17 protein-coding genes are annotated in these 17,592 nt (G+C 71.8%); 9 read left to right on the forward strand and 8 right to left on the reverse strand.

The window, feature by feature from the left end; all coding sequences use genetic code 11:
* Window positions 1-154: 154 nt before the first annotated feature.
* Window positions 155-754: a QsdR family transcriptional regulator gene (locus tag ISP_RS38770; RefSeq protein ID WP_013229248.1), complete on the forward strand. Its 600-nt coding sequence runs from the start codon at window positions 155-157 to the stop codon at window positions 752-754.
* A gap of 197 nt (window positions 755-951) precedes the next feature.
* Window positions 952-1,881 (forward strand): bis(hydroxyethyl) terephthalate hydrolase, encoded by a 930-nt coding sequence (gene bdeA / locus ISP_RS38775; protein ID WP_013229249.1) that lies wholly within the window; start codon window positions 952-954, stop codon window positions 1,879-1,881.
* Between the two features lie 917 nt (window positions 1,882-2,798).
* Here the strand turns inward: bdeA and ISP_RS38780 are convergent.
* The gene (locus ISP_RS38780) at window positions 2,799-3,779 is read right to left on the reverse strand and encodes an NAD(P)-dependent alcohol dehydrogenase (RefSeq protein WP_013229250.1); all 981 of its coding nucleotides are present in this window, start codon (window positions 3,777-3,779) and stop codon (window positions 2,799-2,801) included.
* 99 nt (window positions 3,780-3,878) lie between these two features.
* Between ISP_RS38780 and ISP_RS38785 the strand changes: the two genes are divergently transcribed.
* Together ISP_RS38785 and ISP_RS38790 are read left to right on the forward strand one after the other, a co-directional pair.
* On the forward strand, window positions 3,879-4,538 hold the full coding sequence (locus tag ISP_RS38785) for a TetR/AcrR family transcriptional regulator (RefSeq protein WP_013229251.1): 660 nt from the start codon (window positions 3,879-3,881) through the stop codon (window positions 4,536-4,538).
* A gap of 45 nt (window positions 4,539-4,583) precedes the next feature.
* Window positions 4,584-5,582 (forward strand): LLM class flavin-dependent oxidoreductase, encoded by a 999-nt coding sequence (locus tag ISP_RS38790; protein WP_034284494.1) that lies wholly within the window; start codon window positions 4,584-4,586, stop codon window positions 5,580-5,582.
* Window position 5,583: 1 nt separating this feature from the next.
* Here ISP_RS38790 and ISP_RS38795 read toward each other — a convergent pair whose 3' ends face one another.
* The 4 genes from ISP_RS38795 to sigK all read right to left on the reverse strand — a co-directional run bounded on the left by ISP_RS38795 (window position 5,584) and on the right by sigK (window position 9,141).
* Window positions 5,584-6,258 carry a fasciclin domain-containing protein gene (locus tag ISP_RS38795; RefSeq protein ID WP_013229253.1) on the reverse strand — a complete coding sequence of 225 codons (675 nt, stop codon included), beginning with the start codon at window positions 6,256-6,258 and terminating at the stop codon, window positions 5,584-5,586.
* A 93-nt stretch (window positions 6,259-6,351) separates the two neighbouring features.
* Complete coding sequence (locus tag ISP_RS38800) at window positions 6,352-7,827, reverse strand: molybdopterin-dependent oxidoreductase (RefSeq protein WP_013229254.1); 1,476 nt, start codon at window positions 7,825-7,827, stop codon at window positions 6,352-6,354.
* Window positions 7,828-7,867: 40 nt separating this feature from the next.
* Window positions 7,868-8,548 (reverse strand): anti-sigma factor, encoded by a 681-nt coding sequence (locus ISP_RS38805; protein ID WP_013229255.1) that lies wholly within the window; start codon window positions 8,546-8,548, stop codon window positions 7,868-7,870.
* A complete protein-coding gene (gene sigK, locus ISP_RS38810; protein ID WP_014467638.1) occupies window positions 8,545-9,141 on the reverse strand; it encodes an ECF RNA polymerase sigma factor SigK in 597 nt (198 codons plus the stop codon). The genes ISP_RS38805 and sigK overlap by 4 nt, the downstream gene beginning before the upstream one ends.
* Window positions 9,142-9,475: 334 nt before the next feature.
* On the opposite strand from sigK, the gene ISP_RS38815 reads away from it, so the two are divergent.
* A complete protein-coding gene (locus ISP_RS38815) occupies window positions 9,476-9,889 on the forward strand; it encodes an SsgA family sporulation/cell division regulator (RefSeq protein ID WP_013229257.1) in 414 nt (137 codons plus the stop codon).
* Between the two features lie 15 nt (window positions 9,890-9,904).
* Window positions 9,905-11,269, forward strand: coding sequence for a class I adenylate-forming enzyme family protein (locus tag ISP_RS38820; RefSeq protein WP_013229258.1), 1,365 nt, complete (start codon window positions 9,905-9,907; stop codon window positions 11,267-11,269).
* Here the strand turns inward: ISP_RS38820 and ilvD are convergent.
* Window positions 11,259-12,950, reverse strand: coding sequence for a dihydroxy-acid dehydratase (gene ilvD / locus ISP_RS38825; RefSeq protein WP_013229259.1), 1,692 nt, complete (start codon window positions 12,948-12,950; stop codon window positions 11,259-11,261). The genes ISP_RS38820 and ilvD overlap by 11 nt on opposite strands.
* A gap of 114 nt (window positions 12,951-13,064) precedes the next feature.
* Here ilvD and ISP_RS38830 point away from each other — a divergent pair, with 114 nt between their 5' ends.
* On the forward strand, window positions 13,065-14,141 hold the full coding sequence (locus tag ISP_RS38830; RefSeq protein WP_014467639.1) for an NAD(P)H-dependent amine dehydrogenase family protein: 1,077 nt from the start codon (window positions 13,065-13,067) through the stop codon (window positions 14,139-14,141).
* A gap of 703 nt (window positions 14,142-14,844) precedes the next feature.
* Here the strand turns inward: ISP_RS38830 and ISP_RS38835 are convergent.
* Window positions 14,845-16,362: a GMC oxidoreductase gene (locus ISP_RS38835; RefSeq protein ID WP_459542240.1), complete on the reverse strand. Its 1,518-nt coding sequence runs from the start codon at window positions 16,360-16,362 to the stop codon at window positions 14,845-14,847.
* Between the two features lie 263 nt (window positions 16,363-16,625).
* Between ISP_RS38835 and ISP_RS38840 the strand changes: the two genes are divergently transcribed.
* Window positions 16,626-16,994, forward strand: a complete 369-nt coding sequence (locus ISP_RS38840; RefSeq protein WP_230468554.1) for an RNA-binding S4 domain-containing protein — start codon at window positions 16,626-16,628, stop codon at window positions 16,992-16,994.
* Here the strand turns inward: ISP_RS38840 and ISP_RS38845 are convergent.
* Window positions 16,991-17,188, reverse strand: coding sequence for a hypothetical protein (locus tag ISP_RS38845; protein WP_013229264.1), 198 nt, complete (start codon window positions 17,186-17,188; stop codon window positions 16,991-16,993). The genes ISP_RS38840 and ISP_RS38845 overlap by 4 nt on opposite strands.
* A 103-nt stretch (window positions 17,189-17,291) precedes the next feature.
* On the opposite strand from ISP_RS38845, the gene ISP_RS38850 reads away from it, so the two are divergent.
* The coding region (locus ISP_RS38850) for a sigma factor (RefSeq protein ID WP_320109492.1) at window positions 17,292-17,592 on the forward strand (301 nt) is incomplete at its 3' end.

The raw sequence follows: 17,592 nt of genomic DNA on the forward strand, positions 1-17,592 counted from the left end.
TCCGGGGCTTCGCCCCGGGCCCGGGGCTTCCGCCACCCGGAACCCCCGAAACAAGCCGTGACCTCCGGGGCTTCACCCCGGGCCCGGGGCTTCCGCCACCCGGAACCCCCGAAAGAAGCCGTGACCTCCGGGGCGCCGAAGCTAGGGTGGGCCGGTGACCGTCTCGACCGACGACATCGTCCGGCACGCGGCCCGGCTGCTGATGGCCGGGACCCGCCTCGACCTCGGCCGGATGGCGGCCGAGCTCGGGATTTCGCGCACCACGTTCTTCCGGCGCGTCGGCAACCGCGACGACCTCATGGGCGCCGGGCTGCGGCTGCTGTCCGACCGGACCTGGCAGCGCGCGCTCGACGGCTGGCGCGCCGGGCACGGCGACGCGGTCCGCACGCCGGAAGGCCGGCTGCGCTGCCTGTGGGTCATGGAGGAGTACCGCCGCGAGGTCGCCGGCAGCGACGGGATGCGCAAGCTGATCGAGGCGGAGTCGGCGGTCGCCTTGCGCGTGCTGACCGACCCGCGCGGCGCCGTCCAGCCCGGGCTGGTCGACGCGCACGTCGAGCTGTTCCGGGCCGACGCCGACGCCGCCGGGCTGGCTCCGCTGGTCGGCCTGCCGGACCTGGCGTTCGCGGTCGTCCGGCTCGGCGAGTCGTTCCTCTACTCCGACGTCCTGGCCGCCCGGTCGGTGGACCTGACCGTCGCGACGACACTGGTGGACACCCTGGTGCGCGGGGCCCTGGAGCCGGTCCGCGTTCACTGAGCGACCGCACAGTTCGTCAGACCACTCCCCCGTTCGGAGGATGTGGAACATTTCCCCAAGGTGTTTCATAGGCGACGGGAAAGCGGTTACCCCGCACCCGCCCGCGGCACTCCTTTCCGTTGCCGTGCACCAGTTCTGCCGATCCGCCCGTCTGTGTCCGGGCGCGCTTTCGCCTGCCCGGGGAAAGAGAGCGATCCATGTCCGCACTCACCAGCCAGCCGACGTCGTCCGGCTCGAGTGAGAAAATTCCCCGCCTCCGTGGGTGGCGCGCCAAGGCCGCCGGCGTGGTCCTGGCCGCGCTGGCGCTGACCACCGGGGTCGCCGCGCCGGCGCCCGCCGCCGCGAACCCCTACGAGCGGGGTCCCGACCCCACCACCGCCAGCATCGAAGCCACCAGCGGCTCGTTCGCGACGAGCACCGTGACGGTGTCGCGGCTGGCCGTCTCCGGCTTCGGCGGCGGCACCATCTACTACCCGACGACCACGACCGCCGGCACGTTCGGCGCCCTCTCCATCGCGCCCGGCTTCACCGCGACCCAGTCGAGCATCGCCTGGCTGGGCCCGCGCCTGGCGTCGCAGGGCTTCGTGGTGTTCACCATCGACACGCTGACCACGAGCGACCAGCCCGACAGCCGCGGCAGGCAGTTGCTGGCCTCGCTGGACTACCTGACCCAGCAGAGCTCGGTGCGGTCGCGCATCGACAGCACCCGGCTCGGCGTCGTCGGGCACTCCATGGGTGGCGGCGGCACCCTCGAAGCGGCGCGGTCACGGCCGACGCTGCAGGCCGCGGTGCCCCTGACCGCCTGGGACCTGACGAAGAACTGGTCGACGCTGCAGGTGCCGACGCTCGTCGTCGGGGCGCAATCGGACACCGTCGCGCCGGTGGCGTCGCACTCGATCCCGTTCTACACCAGCCTCCCGTCTACTTTGGACCGCGCGTACCTGGAGTTGCGTGGGGCCAGCCACTTCGCGCCGAACTCGCCGAACACGACGATTGCGAAGTACACCCTGTCGTGGCTCAAGCGGTTCATCGACAACGACACCCGCTACGAACAGTTCCTCTGCCCGATCCCGAGCACCAGCCTGTCCATTTCGGACTACCGCGGCAACTGCCCGCACAACGGTTAGGCGAGGTTATCCGGGGGCCGGTGTGGCTCGGATTGCTGCACCGGCTACCCGGTATCGCACTCGGACGCGGCATCGGCTCGAAGCAGCCAGCTTCTGGGCCTTCGCCGCCGCCACCAACTGGAGCCGTGGCCAGGGCCAGGGCCGAGCAGGCCAGGATCGGGACTGGGGCCCGGAGCTGGGCAAGGGACTTTGCCAGGGCTGAGATCGAAGCAGCGCCGGGGCTGGGCTGGCCAGGGCTGGCCCGGTGAGGCTCCCTCGGCTGCAGCGGCGGCCCGGGCCGCCGCTGGTCTGGGCTGCGCTCGGCTGCACTGCGCCAGGCTGAGCTTGCCCGGCGCGGTGGGGAACCCCGCTCGGCAGCGGCCCGGCCCGCCGCCGGGTTGGGTTGGGCTCCGCTCGGCCCAGCTCGCCTGGGCTGGGCTCGGCTCGGCCCGGCTCGCCTGGGCTGGACTGGGCTCGGCCCGGCTCGCCCTGGGCTGGACTGGGCTCGGCCCGGCTCGGCCCGGCTCGCCCTGGGCTGGGCTCGGCTCGGCCCGGCCCGGCCCGGCTCGGCCCGCCCTGGGCTGGGCTCGGCTCGGCTCGGCCCGGCCCGCCCTGGGCTGGGTTCGGCTCGGCTCGGCTCGGCTCGGCTCGGCTCGGCTCGGCTCGGCCCGGCCCGGCCCGGCCCAGCTCGGCCCAGCTCGGCCCGGCTCGGCCCGGCTCGGCCCGGCTCGGCTCGGCTCGGCTCGGCTCGGCTCGGCTCGGCTCGGCTCGGCTCGGCTCGGCTCGGCTCGGCTCGGCTCGGGAAGCGTGCGGCACTGGCTCGAACCCCTCACGCCGGCCCCTCGACAAAGCATCAGGTCCTCCCCATCACCGGCCGGCTCGTCTCCGCCGCCATTCATCGAGCCGCCGACCCGCCCCCAACGAGACGACCCCATCGCTCAAGCAGGCGCGCCGATGGTCACCACCACCTTTCCCCTGGCGTGTCCCGCTTCCTGGTAGGCGAACGCCTCACGCAGGTCGTCGAACGGGTAGCTCCGGTCGATCACCGGCGTGACCGCGCCGCGCTCCACCATGCCTGCCAGCTCGCCGAGGGCCGCCGCCTTGTCGGCGCAGGCCACGGCGTCCGCCAAGACCACGCGCCTTCGCGCCAATGGCCCGGAGGCCAGGGCGGAGAAGACGTGCCCGGCGGGCTGGACCCAGCGCCCCGCCGGGCCGCCGACGGCGACGAACGTGCCGTCGCGGGCGAGCACCCGCCGGCAGGCGAATACCGAACGGCTGCCCGCGATGTCCAGCACCACGTCGTAGCCACGGCCGCTGCGGGTGAAGTCCTCCGCCCGGTAGTCGAAGACGTGGCCGGCCCCGAGTGAGCGCACCATCTCGGCGTTGGCCGCGCCGCACACCGCATCGACCTGGGCACCGAGCGCCTTCGCCAGCTGGACAGCGAACGTGCCGACGCCGCCGGAAGCGCCGTTGACCAGCACCCGCTGCCCGGCTTCGACACCCCGCAAGGCCACCAGCGCCGTCACCGCCGCCATCGGCATCGCCGCCGCCTGCTCGTGCGTGAGGTTCGCCGGCATCGGTGCCAGCAGGTCCTCGCGCACGCAGACGTACTCGGCGTGCGCACCCCGCGGCAGGAGCGCGTAGACGTCGTCGCCGGGTGCGAACCTCGTCCCGGCCGTCTCGACCCGGCCGGCCAGGTCACACCCGAGGACGCCCACCGGTGGACGGCGGAGGCCGAAGCCCCCGGTCATCAGGCGGGCCACGTACGGCTCGCCTCTCATGAAGTGCCAGTCGTACGGGTTGACCGATGTCGCGCGCACCCGGACCAGGACCTCACCTTCGCCGGGGACGGGCTCCGGCACGTCTTCGAGGACCAGGCTCGAAGCCGCACCGTACACGTGCTGGACCAGGGCTTTCATCGTTGCCTCCCGCTGCTCTTACGCCGTAAGTCGTACGTTGTAAGGTACGCCGTACAATGTAAGAACGTCAACCGCGCCTTACCTTGTACGATCTTGTGGGTGACGACCGACGCGCGGATGCCCCTGAGCCGCGAGCGCGTTCTGCGCGCGGCAGTCGGCCTCGCCGACGAACACGGGCTGCGGGCGCTGACGATGCGCCGCCTCGCCGAAGAGCTCGGTGCCGAGGCGATGTCGCTCTACTACCACGTGGCCAAGAAGGAAGACGTGCTCGACGGCATCGTCGACGTCGTGGCCGGCGAGATCAACGAGGCCGTCGGCCGCATCGAGGCGGGCCCGGACTGGAAGACGGCGGTGCGGGAGCGGATCCTGGCCGCGCGGCAGGTGTTCCTCCGGCACCGCTGGGCGCCGGGACTGTTCGAGACGCGGTCGTCGACGAGCACCGAGGTCCTGCGCTACTTCGACGCGCTGGTCGGGTTGATGCGCAACGGCGGGTTCTCCTACGACCTGGTGCACCACGCGCTGCACGCCCTCGGCAGCCGCGCGCTCGGGTTCAGCCAGGAGCTGTTCGACCCCAGCGCCGGCGAGTCGGCCGACGTGCCGGTGGACCTGGTCTGGCAGCTGCCGAACCTGGTGGGGATGCTCAGCGAGATCGCCCACGACGACCCGCACTCGACGCTGGGCTGGTGCGACGACCAGGCCGAGTTCGAATTCGGCCTCGACGTCATCCTCGACGGCCTGGACCGGCTGCGGACGCAGTAGTCCACCAGGTGGGACCCCGGCGTGCGCGGGGGCAGAATCGGCACCGTGTCACGACCACTGCGGAAGCTCGGCTTCCTGACCATCGGCCTGTTCGACGCGGCCGACCCGCGCCGGGGCCACGAGTCGACGCTGGAGATCATCGAGCTGGGCGAACGGCTCGGGTTCGACAGCGCCTGGGTACGCCACCGGCACCTGCAGTACGGCATCTCGTCGCCGGTCGCCGTGCTGGCCGCCGCGTCGCAGCGGACCAGCCGGATCGAGCTCGGCACCGCCGTGATCCCGCTCGGCTGGGAGAACCCGCTGCGGCTGGCCGAGGACCTCGCCACCGTCGACCTGCTCTCCGGCGGGCGGCTCAACCCGGGCCTCAGCGTGGGGCCGCCGATGCGCTGGGACGACGTCAAGGACGCCCTCTACCCCGACACCGCCGACGCCGAGGACTTCTCCTACGACCGGGTGGAACGGCTGCTCGGGTTCGTGCGCGGCGAACCGGCCACCGGGTTCAGCGGCACCCAAGGGTTCGAGGTGTTCTCCGACCGGGTCCAGCCGCAGTCGCCCGGGCTCGGCGACCGCCTCTGGTACGGCGGCGCGAGCCTGCGCTCGGCGCAGTGGGCGGGCGAGCACCGGATGAACTTCCTGACCAGCAGCGTGGTCAAGGCCGAAGGCGAGAGCACGGACTTCGCCGAAATCCAGCTCTCGCACATCCGGGCGTTCCGCGAGCACCACCCCGCCGGCCGCATCTCGCAGGGCCTGGTCGTGATCCCGACCGACAGCGCGACGCCGCACCAGCGGGCGAAGTACGAGGCCTACGCCGAAAAGCGCCTGCCCCGCACCGCCGAACCGCAGGGTCCGGCGCGGACGCTGTTCTCCCCCGACTTCGTCGGCACGTCCGCGGAAATCGCCGAGCGGCTGCACGCGCACAAGGCGTTCCGCGAGATCGACGAGGTGGCTTTCGCCCTGCCGTTCACCTTCGAACACGAAGACTACGTGCAGATCCTCACCGACATCGCGGAACGCCTCGGCCCGGCGCTGGGCCGCAATTCCTGACCTACTTGTTGGTGCCCGGCGTCAGCACCTTGTCGATGACGAAGACCGTGGCGTTCTTGGTGGGGATGTTGCCGCACAGGATCTTCGCGCCGTTGACCGTCATGTTGTCGCCCGAGCCCTCGATCTTCACCGGACCACCGGCGGTGTTCAGGGTGTCGACCGAACCCGCGGTGGCGAGGCCCTTGGCGTCGTAGCGCTTGCCGACGACGTGGTACTGCAGGATCGGCGCCAGCTCGGCGGGCTTGCCGGCCAGCTCGTTGAACTTGGCGTCGCCCAGCGCGGCGAACGCCGGGTCGGCCGGCGCGAAGACCGTGATGGCCTCCTGGCTGTTGAGCGTGTCGACCAGGTTGGTGGCCTTGACGGCCGCCACCAGCTTGGTCAGCAGCGGGTTGGTCGACGCGGCCGAGGCGACCGGCTGCGGGCCCATCGAGTCCAGCGAACCGGGCGAGGACCCCTGCGGCAGCTGCGAACACGCCGGGCCGAAGACGTCGGCGTTGGTGGTCACGCCGTTGGCGGCACCGGAAGCCATGCTGGACGACGGCGCGGGCACCGAGGACGACGGCGCCATCGAGCTGCTGGAACTGCCCGACGAAGCGGTGTCGCTACCGCTGCACGCGGTCAGCGAAAGGGCGGCGACGGCGGCGACGCCGATACCGGCGACACGGAGCTTGGTCACAAAAATCACTCCCATAAAGCGGCTGAGAACTGCTTCTTACCCTTGATTCGGAACTGTGGAGAAAGCGGATTGCCCCCATTCGGGTGATCCGGGTCACCGGGCCGTGAAGGCGATGCTGTGCCACCCGGTGGCGCCGTCGGGGACGGTTCCGGCCCGCATTTCGGTCTGCGTGTACCCGCTTTTGTCGGTCGCGCGGCAGACGACCTGGTGCCCGCCGGGTGCGACGTCGAACTCGAGCCACCACATGCGCCAGGTGCGCACGTTGACTTCGTGCGACAGCATGGCTTCGCGCCACGGGCCGTTGTCCATGCGCAGCTCGACCTTCGTGATCCCGGTGTGCTGGGCCCAGGCGATCCCGGCGACGCGGACCTTCCCCGAAGAAACGGTTTCAAACCCCTTGGGCGTGTCGATCCGCGATTCCGTCTTGATCGGCGCTTCCCGGCCCCAACCGCGTTTCAGCCAATACGCCTGCCGCGCTCCCCAGGTGGTGACTTCGAGGTCGGTCACCCATTTCGTGGCCGACACGTAGCCGTACAACCCGGGAATGACGAGCCGGGCCGGGAAACCGTGCTCGATCGGCAGCGGCTCGCCGTTCATGCCGATGGCGAGCATGGCCCCGCGCGTCCGGTCCAGCGCCGCGGCGACCGGGCTGCCGGAGGTCCAACCGTCCACACTGGACGAAAAGAGCTGCTCGGCGCCGGGCCGCACGCCGGCCTCGTCGAGCAGGTCGGCCAGGTCGACGCCGACGAAGTTCGCGGTGGACACGTAGGTGCCGCCGACCTCGTTCGAGACGCAGGTCATCGTGATCGTGCGTTCCACCAGCGGCCGGTTGCGGATGTCGGCGTAGCGGTACCGGATTTCGCGGTCGACCATCCCGTGCAGCCGCAGGCTCCAGTCCTCGGTCCGCACCTGCGGCACGCTCAACGCGGTGTCGACCCGGTAGAAGCGGGTGTTGGACGTCAGGAACGGCGGGGTGCCGAGCTTCGCGAAGTCGGCGTCGGCCGGGATCATCGGCGCGGTCCGGGCCGGGACGAGCCGCCCGACCGCTTCGCGCGACGACGTCGCGTCCCGGCTGCCGGCGAGCAGCTGCCCGCCGAGGCCCGCGACCCCGGCCCCGACGACGACACCGGCGCCCGCCAGCAGCACCGTCCGGCGCGAGGCGTCCGAGACGGCTTCGCGGCGGGCCAGCCGGTGCAGGAAGGCGAACGTCGCCACCCCGGCGACCAGGCTTGCCAGCGGCGCGAGCAGCGCGACCACGTCGAGGTCGGGCCGCGCGTACACCGCGACGAGGCCGACCAGCCCGACCCCGGTGATCACCACCAGCCCCGGCACCGGCGTGCGCCGGGACAGCAGGCCGGCCACCGCCGCCACGGCCACCATGGCCACCGCCATCCCGGACAGCAGCACCAGCTTGTCGTAGGTGCCGAAGGTGCGGACCGCGAAGTCCTTGAGCCACACCGGGGTCAAGTCGATGGCGCCGTTGCCGACCGCCAGGTACGGCGAAGCGTTGACGCCGACGAACCCGGCCACGAGGTGCCCCGCCGCCAAGGCCGCCACGAGCGCCAGCACCCCGAGCAGGGCGGCCCGCCAACGGCGCAGCGAGCGCCCGCTAGACAAGGGAAATCCTGGTGACGGCGGGGGTCGTCGGGCCGGCCGAACCGCCGGCGGGTTCGACGGTGATCCCGATCCGGTCGACGTCGGACGGCAGCTCGGCCACGAGCATCCGCTGCGACGCCTCGGACGTCATCAGCCCGGCCGACCGCGCGCCGCGGCTGCCGATCAGCCACACCTGGTAGACGTGCCCGGCGTCGAGCGCGGGCAGGTCCGAGGCGAGCAGCACGGCCTGGTTCCGGCTGCGCGAGACGACGAGCGTCGCGTGCCCCTGGCCGGCTCCCTGGATCGCGGACGCGTCCGGCGCACCCAGCACCGAGTCGACGGGCGCGGGCGTCCTGGCGACGCCGAGCACGACCGCCACCACGGCCGCGGCGGCCGCACCGAACAGCGAGATGCGCAGCTGCCAGGTCTTGGCCCGGCTCAGCCGGCGGACGACCGGCAGTTTCGGCGGCAGCTGCCGGGTGCGGGCCACCTCGGCCAGCACCACCGGCTTCAGCTCCGGCGGCGTGGCCACCGCGGCGGCCACGGCGAGCCGCGCACCGGTCGCCCGCAGCTCCGCGACCTCCTCCTGGCAGGCCGCGCATTCGCCGAGGTGGCGTTCGAATTCGGCGCGGTCCACATCGGACACCGCGTCCAGGGCGTACGCCCCGGTCAGCATGTGCAGCTCGGCGGTCATCGGTCCACCCCCAGGCAGTCGCGCAGCCGGATCAGGCCGTCGCGGATACGGGTCTTGACGGTGCCGGGCGCGACCTTCAGCACCTCGGCGACCTCGGGGTAGGTGTAGCCGTTGTAGTAGGCCAGCACGATCGACTCGCGCTGCAGCTCGGTCAGCGCGGCCAGGCACTGCCGCACCCGCTGCTGCTCCAGACCGGCCAAAGTGGACTCGGTCACCTCGTCGAACGGCCGTCGCACGTCCATCAGGCCGGCCCGCTCCTCCCGGTCGACGCCGGCCTGGTGCGAGCGCACGCGGTCGACGGCCCGGCGGTGGGCGATGGTCAGCACCCACGACAGCGCACTGCCGCGCTCCGGCTCGTACCTCGTCGCCTTGCGCCACACCTCCACCAGCACCTCCTGCGCCACTTCTTCGGCCTGCGCGTGACTGCGCAGCACGCGCGTCGCCAGGCCGAGCACCGGACCGGCGACGAGGTCGTAGAGCGACGCGAACGCCGTCTCATCGCCCGCCGCCACCCGCCGGAGCAGTTCTTCGGCGCTCGGCGCGAGCGCCTGCGCCTCATCCGGTTGCAGTCGCAACCGCCCACGCTCAGCCATGCCGGCACCCTCCACGTCATCCCGCTTCCCGTGCAGGGTTCGCCGCCGGAGGGTGGACCGGACTGGTGTGCGGTGACCCTTCCCACCCGGAAGGCGCAACTCCGGCGCCGGGACCCATCCGGCGGCGGCGCGGCTCCGAAAGCTCGTTCAGGAGCTGTGACGAACGCTCACCATGAGTGAGGAAGCTGCCCTTTCGGCCACGCGGAAGGTGACCTCGGACACTTCTTGATCACCCTCGCGTGTGAAAGTTTTTCGGATCGCTGGGCGTTGAACTCACCATGGGTTATCCCTGGAACGAGAGCGAACCCCACCGACGAGTAGCAAAGGGGCCACCATGGCCGACCCGAACACCGTGATCACCGCCCGCATCGACTTCGCGCTCCGCACCTTCGGGGCCGGACCGCGACCGGTGCCGGCCGAGCTGGAGTACGACACCCTCGACCCGTACGCGGTCGCCGTGGTGCTGCACGCCGGCCCGAGCGCGGTCCGGTGGCTCTTCGGCCGCGACCTGCTCGCCGACGGCCTGCTCGCCCGCTGCGGCGACGGCGACGTGCGGATCGGGCCCGCCGGCGACCCCGCACTGGTCCTCGTGGAGCTGAGCTCCCCCGACGGCGCCGCGGTGCTCGAAGCGCCCGCCAAGGAGATCGCGGCCTTCCTCGACCGCACCTACGACGTCATCCCGGCCGGCAGCGAGAGCGACTGGTTCGACTTCGACGAGGAATTGGCGAAGCTTTCCTACCAGGACTGAGTACCGTCCCGAGGCGTGAGCTTCTTCCTGACGAAGGTCCTCGCCGCGCTGGACGACGGCGGTGACCACGTCCTGTTCCACTGCGGCGGCGACGTCACCACCTACCGCCAGGCCCGCGACCGCTTGCGCCGCCTGCACGGCGGACTGGGCGACGTCGAAACGCTCGCCGTCGACCTGCGCAACCGGCCCGAGACGGTCCTGGTCCAGCTGGCGGCCCTCCTGCGCGGCGCGACCGTGCTCATGGTCCCGGCCTCGGCGCCGGCCCGCGACCGGCTCGCCGCGGTGAACGGCGCCACCGTCGTCACCGACCGGCCGCACGACTGGCCCGCGGGCGACGTCCGCACCCTCGACGACCTCGACGACGAACCCGGGCCGCTGCGCCCGCCGGAAACCGTGCGCCTGCTCTTCCCCACCGGTGGCACCACCGGCACGCCGAAGCTGATCCGCCACAGCGGCATCTACGACGGCATGGCCTACCTCTTCACGCCGTCGCCGGACGGCCCGGGCCGCACCCTGCTGGTCGCCCCGATGACGCACATGACCGGCAACGCCACCGTGCTCGGCGCGCTGCTGCGGCTGGACACCGTGGTGGTCCACGACGGCTTCGACGCAGAAGCCGTCCTCGACGCGATCCAGGCGCACCGGATCGACACGCTGTCCCTGACTCCGCCGCGGCTGGCCGCGCTCCTCGACCACCCGGCCCGCGAAAGCACCGACCTGAGCAGCGTCCGCTCGCTCTCCCTCGGCGCCGCGCCGCTGCCGCCGCACCGGCTCACCCAGGCCCTCGACGTCTTCGGCCCGGTCGTCGGCCAGGGCTACGGCCTCACCGAGGCGCCGATGATCGCGAGCATCTCCGCCGCCGAGCTGATCGCCCGTCCCGAACTGCGCAGCTCGGTCGGCCGGATCGTGCCGGGGATGGAGGCGCGCCTCACCGACGGCGAGGTCGAGGTGCGCGGACTGTCCATGATGGACGGTTATCTCGGCGGCCCGGAGATCGGCGCGGGCTGGCTGCGCACCGGTGACCTCGGCCGCTTCGACGACGAGGGCTACCTCTACCTGCTCGACCGCGTGGACGACGTCGTCGTGGTCGGCGAGCACGGCACGAAGGTCGCCACGACCGTCGTCGAACACGCCCTCGCGGCGCATCCCGCGGTGCGGAGCGCGGCGGTCTTCGGCGTTCCGGGCGAGGACGGCCAGCTGCTGCACGCGGTCGTGGTCGCGTCCGCCGAAGTGACCTCCGAAGAGGTCCGGGCCCACGCGCGGGACGCGTTCGGCCAGGAGCACTACGTCCCGGCGAGTGTCGACTTCGTGGCCGCCCTGCCGCTCACGAGCGTCGGGAAGGTCGACAAACGCGCGCTGCGCGCCGCGTTCAGCTCGTGACGGCGCCGTCCGACGACGACTTGACGAGCTTCACGTACTTGCCGAGCACCCCTTCCGGGAACTTGGTCGGCAGCGGCTCCCAGCCCGCGCGGCGGGAAGCCAGCTCGGCCGCGTCGACCAGCAGGTCGATGCTGCGCGCCTTGATGTCGACGGCGATCCGGTCGCCGGTCCGGACGAAGGCGATCGGCCCGCCGTCGACCGCCTCCGGCGCGACGTGGCCGATGCACAGGCCGGTGGTGCCACCGGAGAACCGCCCGTCGGTCAGCAGCAGCACGTCCTTGCCGAGCCCGGCGCCCTTGATCGCCGCGGTGATCGCGAGCATCTCGCGCATCCCGGGGCCGCCCTTGGGGCCTTCGTAGCGGATGACGACCACGTCGCCGGCCGAGATCCGGCCCTCGTTCAGCGCGGCCATCGCCTCCTGCTCGCGCTCGAACACGCGCGCCGGGCCTTCGAAGTTGGCCGTGTCGAAGCCCGCGGACTTCACGACCGCGCCCTCCGGCGCGAGCGAGCCGCGCAGGATGGTGATGCCCCCGGTCGGGTGCAGCGGGTTGTCCAGGGTGCGCAGCACTTCGCCGTCGATCGGGTCCGGGTCGAGCGCGGCGAGGTTCTCGGCCACCGTCCGCCCGGTCACCGTGAGCGCGTCGCCGTGGATCAGGCCCTCGTCCAGCAGCGCCTTCATCAGCACCGGGATGCCGCCGTGGCGGTCGATGTCGTTCATGACGTACTTGCCGAACGGCTTCAGGTCGCCCAGGTGCGGGACGCGGTCGCCGACCGTGTTGAAGTCGTCGAGCGTCAGCGAAACCTTCGCCTCGTGCGCGATGGCCAGCAGGTGCAGCACGGCATTGGTCGAACCACCCAGCGCCATGACCACGGTGATGGCGTTCTCGAACGCCTCCCGCGTGAGGATGTCCCGCGCGGTGATGCCCTTTTCCAGCAGGCCGACGACGGCCTCCCCGGAAAGGTGGGCGTAGTGGTCGCGACGGCGGTCCGCGGACGGCGGCGCGGCCGACCCCGGCATGCTCATCCCCATGGCTTCGGCCGCCGACGCCATCGTGTTCGCGGTGTACATCCCGCCGCAAGCGCCTTCACCGGGGCAGATGGCGCGTTCGATCCGGTCGAGGTCGGCGGTCCCGAGCCGGCCCGCCCGGCACGCGCCGACCGCCTCGAAGGCGTCGATGAGCGTGACGTCCTTCTCGGTGCCGTCGGTGAGCTTCACCCAGCCGGGAGCGATCGTGCCCGCGTAGAGGAACACCGACGCCAGGTCGAGGCGCGCGGCGGCCATCAGCATGCCCGGCAGCGACTTGTCGCAGCCGGCCAGCAGGATCGAGCCGTCGAGCCGCTCGGCCTGCATCACCGTCTCGACCGAGTCGGCGATGACCTCGCGGGAGACCAGCGAGAAGTGCATGCCGTCGTGGCCCATGGAGATGCCGTCGGACACCGAGATCGTGCCGAACTGCAGGGGGTAGCCGCCACCGGCGTGCACGCCCTCCTTGGCCGCCTGGGCCAGCCGGTCCAGGGACAGGTTGCACGGGGTGATCTCGTTCCAGGAGCTGGCGACGCCGATGATCGGTTTCTGCCAGTCGCCGTCGCCCATCCCGACGGCGCGGAGCATGCCGCGCGCGGGCGCGGCCTCGATCCCGTCGGTCACCGTGCGGCTGCGGGGCTTCGGGTCGATCGTCATCGCGGGCCTCCGGATTACGACGTTCGGGCGCTGGTCATGTTACCAACGGGCCCGCGGTCCGCTGGCCGGAACGAAGTCCTACCGCGCCCGCGCGAGCGGGCGAAAACTCAGGCCATGATCGCCACAGTGGTGTGGGGCACGGGCAACGTCGGCCGTGCGGCAATCCGGGCCGTCGACGCCCACCCGGCGCTGAAGCTCACCGCGGTGCTCGTCCACGACCCGGCCAAGGTCGGCAAGGACGCCGGAGAGCTGGCCGGAGTCGACGCACTGGGTGTCGCCGCGACGGATGACATCGACGCCGTCCTGGCCACGAGCCCGCGCGCGATCGTGTACGCCGCCTCGGGTGACGTCCGGTTCGACGACGCGCTCGCCGACATCGTTCGTGCGGTCCGGGCGGGCGCGGTCGTCGTGACACCGGCCCTCTACCCCCTCTACGACCAGCGCAACGCGCCCCCGGAGCTGCGCGACCCGGTGCTTGCCGCGATCGAGGAGGGGGGCGGTTCGCTGTTCGTCTCCGGCGTCGACCCCGGCTGGGGCAACGACGTGCTGCCGCTGCTGATCAGCGGGCTCGGCACGGACGTCGACGTCGTCCGCTGCCAGGAGATCTTCGACTACTCGACCTACGAGCAGCCCGACTCCGTCCGCTACCTGGTCGGCATGGGCCAGCCGATGGACTACGACCCGCCGATGCTGATGACCGGCGTGCCGTCGATGGTCTGGGGCGGCCAGGTCCGGCTGATCGCGCGCGGCCTCGGCGTCGAGCTGACCGAGTTGCGCGAGACGCTCGACCGGCGTCCGCTGGACGAAACCGTGAGCACGCGGACGATGGGCGAGTTCGAGAAAGGCACGCAGGGTGCCGTGCGGTTCGAGGTCCAGGGCATCGTCGACGGCGAGCCGCGGATCGTCGTCGAACACGTCACGCGCATCCACCCGTCGTGCGCGCCCGACTGGCCGACACCGCCCAGCGGTGACGGCGCCCACCGCGTGATCATCGAAGGTCGGCCGCGCATCGAAGTCACCGTCGAGGCGACCGACGAAGGCGAAAACCGGTCGGCGGGCGGCAACGCCACCGCCGTCGGCCGCCTGGTCGGCGCGATCGACTGGCTGGCCGCGGCGGAACCCGGCCTCTACGACGCACTCGACGTCCCGCTGCGCCCGGCAGCCGGCAAGCTCGGAAGGAGCCGTCCGTGAACATCGACATCCCCGCGGGCAAGGACCCGATCGGGTACGTCTGGGGCGAGATGGTGCCCGGCATCGGCATCGCCGCGTCGAAGTTCTCGCTGGCGGTGTACGAGCACACGACGCTCGGGCTGCGGGAGTTCGAGGCCGCGCGGCTGCGGATCGCGCAGCTCAACGGCTGCGTCTTCTGCCTCGACTGGCGCACCGAACGCGACGGGGAGAAGGTCGAGGCGGAGTTCGCCGACGCCGTCCTCGAGTGGCGCACGACCGGCCGCTTCGACGACCGGACGCGGCTCGCTGCGGAGTACGCCGAGCGGTACGCGACCGACCACCACAACCTCGACGACGAGTTCTGGAAGCGGATGTCCGCGTGCTACACGCAGCAGGAGATCGTCGAGCTGAGCATGAGCCTCGGCGCGTGGCTGGCCTTCGGACGGCTCAACCACGTCCTGGGCCTCGACACGGTCTGCGTGCTGCCGTCCCACCGGTCGTGGGGGGGGGGGGCCCCCCCCCCCCCCCCCCCCCCCCGCCGCCGGCCCGCCGCCGCGGGGGTGCGGAGAGTGGTGTTGCGGGCCGGGGGGGGGGGGGGGCTGGGCGGGGGGGGGGGGGGGGGCCGGCGCGCGCCCCCCCCGGCGGGGGCCCCCCGGGGGGGGCGGGGGGCGCCCCCCCCGGGGGGGGGGGGGCCCCCCCCCCCCCCCCCCACGACCTGGGAGCGTCAGAAGTCCTGCGCGATGATCTTCTCGATGTTGCGTTCCGCCAGTGCGGTGATGGTGACGAACGGGTTGACGCTGGTGTTGCCCGGGATCAGCGAGCCGTCGATCGCGTACAGGCCCGGGTGGCCGGCGAGCCTGCCGTAGTTGTCGGTCGCCTTGCCGAGCACCGCGCCTCCGAGCGGGTGGTAGGTGAGGTGGTCGCCCCAGGTCTTGTACGTGCCGAAGAGGTCGGTCCGGTAGATCGTGCCCTCGGTCGCGTTGATCTTGTCGAAGATGGTCTTCGCCATGTCGATGCCCGGCTGCTTCCACGCCGTCTGCCAGTTCAGGTCCACCGCGCGCGTCGTGGGGTTCCAGGTGAACTGCGCGCGGTTGGGGTTCTTCGTGATCGAGAGGTAGAACGACGCCCACGTCTCGATCCCGGTCGGCAGCGGCGCGACCTCGGCGAACGCGCCGCCCGCGGCCCAGTTGTCGATACCGCCGCACGGGATGGTCGATTGGGAGGCCCCGGTCGGGTCCCAGATCTGGTTGGCGCGCCCGACCATCACGTTCCCGTTGTCGCCCCAGCCCTTCCCGACTTCGCCGTTGAGGTTCGGCAGCGCGCCGGTCGCCTTCAGCTTCACCAGCAGCTTGCTCGTGCCGACGCTGCCCGCGGCGAAGAACACCTTGGCCGCCGTGACGGTTTTGATCGCGGACACCGCGCCGTCGGTGGTGAGCTGCTCGATGGTCACGGTGTAGCCGCCGCCGGAGGCCGGCACCACCTGCGTCACGCGGTGCAGCGGCGAGATGGTGACCCGGCCGGTCGCGGCGATCTTCGGCAGGTAGGTCTTCTGCAGCGATTTCTTGCCGTAGTTGTTGCCGAACAGGATTTCCCCGGCCAGCGCCGACTTCGTGGCGGTGCCCGCCGCCTCCCGTTCCATGTAGTCCCAGTCGTACACGTCCGGCACGAACACGAACGGGAAACCGGACCGCTGGGCCTGTTTCCGGCCGACACGGGCGAACTGGTACCAGTCGGTGGTCTCGAACCAGGCCGGGCGGACACTGGCGACCCCGAGCCCGGCGTTCGCCCGCGGGTAGTAGACGTCGTACATCTCGTTCGCGTCGACCGTCGGCAGGATCGCGCCGAAGTTCTCCCGCTTCGGCGTGACGGCCATGCCGCCGTTGACGAGCGAGCCACCGCCGACGCCGCGGCCCTGGTACACGGTGATCCCGCTGAACTCCTCGGCGTCGAGGATGCCCGTGTAGCGCGGGATGTCCTTGTCGATCGGGAACCCGAGGAAGTTCGACAACGGCTGCTTCGTCCTGGTGCGCAACCAGAACGACCGCTGGTCCGGATTGGGCGTGGTGCAGAAGATCTTGCCGTCGGCGCCCGGGGTGTCCCAGGCCATGCCCATTTCGACCATCTGCACGTCGACGCCGGCCTGGGCCAGCCGCAGCGCGGCGACCGAGCCGCCGTACCCGGTGCCGATCACCAGCGCGGTCACCCGGGCGCCGTCGGAAATCGCGGCCGCCGAGCCCGCCACAGCCGGCTGCGACGACGCTGCCGTGGCCCGACCGGCCAGCGCGGCGCTCGCCAATATAGAACCGGTTCCAGCAAGGAAGAGACGACGGGACACGGAGCCGGAAGTTGTTCTCCACACGGGTTCGTCACTCATTCGTTGTTCCTCACCGTTGAGGTATTTTAGAACAAGTTATAGCTCTAAGGTACAGACAAGTCGACATATACCCACGAGTAACCTGGCGGGGTTGGCGGGCTGTGCCGCTGAATGGGCCATGATGGACGACTGTGGAGTCCACCCGAGTGGACCGCTGGCTCTGGGCGGTCCGGCTGACGAAGACCCGCCCGGACGCGGCGGCGGCCTGCCGCGGCGGCCACGTGCGCGTCAACGACAAACCGGCCAAGCCGGCGACCACGGTCGTCCCGGGCGACGAAGTGCGCTACCGCGTCGCCGGGACGACGAAGATCCTCGACGTGGTCAGGGTGATCCAGAAGCGCGTGGGCGCCCCGGACGCGGCGACGTGCTACGTCGACCGGACCCCGAAGCCGCCTCCCGAAACGGCGATCCCGGTCGCCCGCCGCGACCGCGGCGCCGGCCGGCCGACCAAAAGGGAGCGTCGCGTGCTGGACGCGTTCCGGTCCCAGCAGGAGCCTTAGGCCTGCAGGCCGTCCCGATCGGCGCCGAAGTCGGTCGAAGCGGACAGTTGTCCACTTAGTTGGAGGCTGGGCACGCCGGCCGAGCGGCTGGGCGCGGTCAGCCGGCGGACGTCGACGTCGACGTCGACGTCGACGTCGACGAGATCGTCGTCCGGCCGACCGCGCAGGACTAGGTCATCTCGCCCTTCGATCAACGGATCGTCGCCTCCTGCGGTCCTTCCCCGGAAATAGCCGGGAATCCGCCGCGGGCAGGTCGGTCCGCGGGGAATGCGGGTAGTTCCCCGCTCGGAGGAAGCCATGACGAGCAGCACCACCCCGGAGAAACTGCTGGCCGCGGCGCGGCCACTCGTGGAGCGCTACTGCCGCGCCCGCCTGGACCCCGATGCGGCGGACGACGTCGCCCAGGACGTCTGCGTGGCGCTCATCAAGGCCCTGCCGCGGCGACCGCCGGACCGCGCCTTCGCGGACTTCGTCTGGGACATTGCCCGGACCAAGGTCGCGGCCCCCCCCGAGGGGGGCGCGCGGGCGGGCGGGCCGGTCCGCCTACAGGCCGACCCGCCCGGCCACGCGGGGGGGGCCGGACCCCACCCCCGGGGGG

It is taken from the genome of Amycolatopsis mediterranei (assembly GCF_026017845.1).
Lineage (GTDB): Bacteria > Actinomycetota > Actinomycetes > Mycobacteriales > Pseudonocardiaceae > Amycolatopsis > Amycolatopsis mediterranei.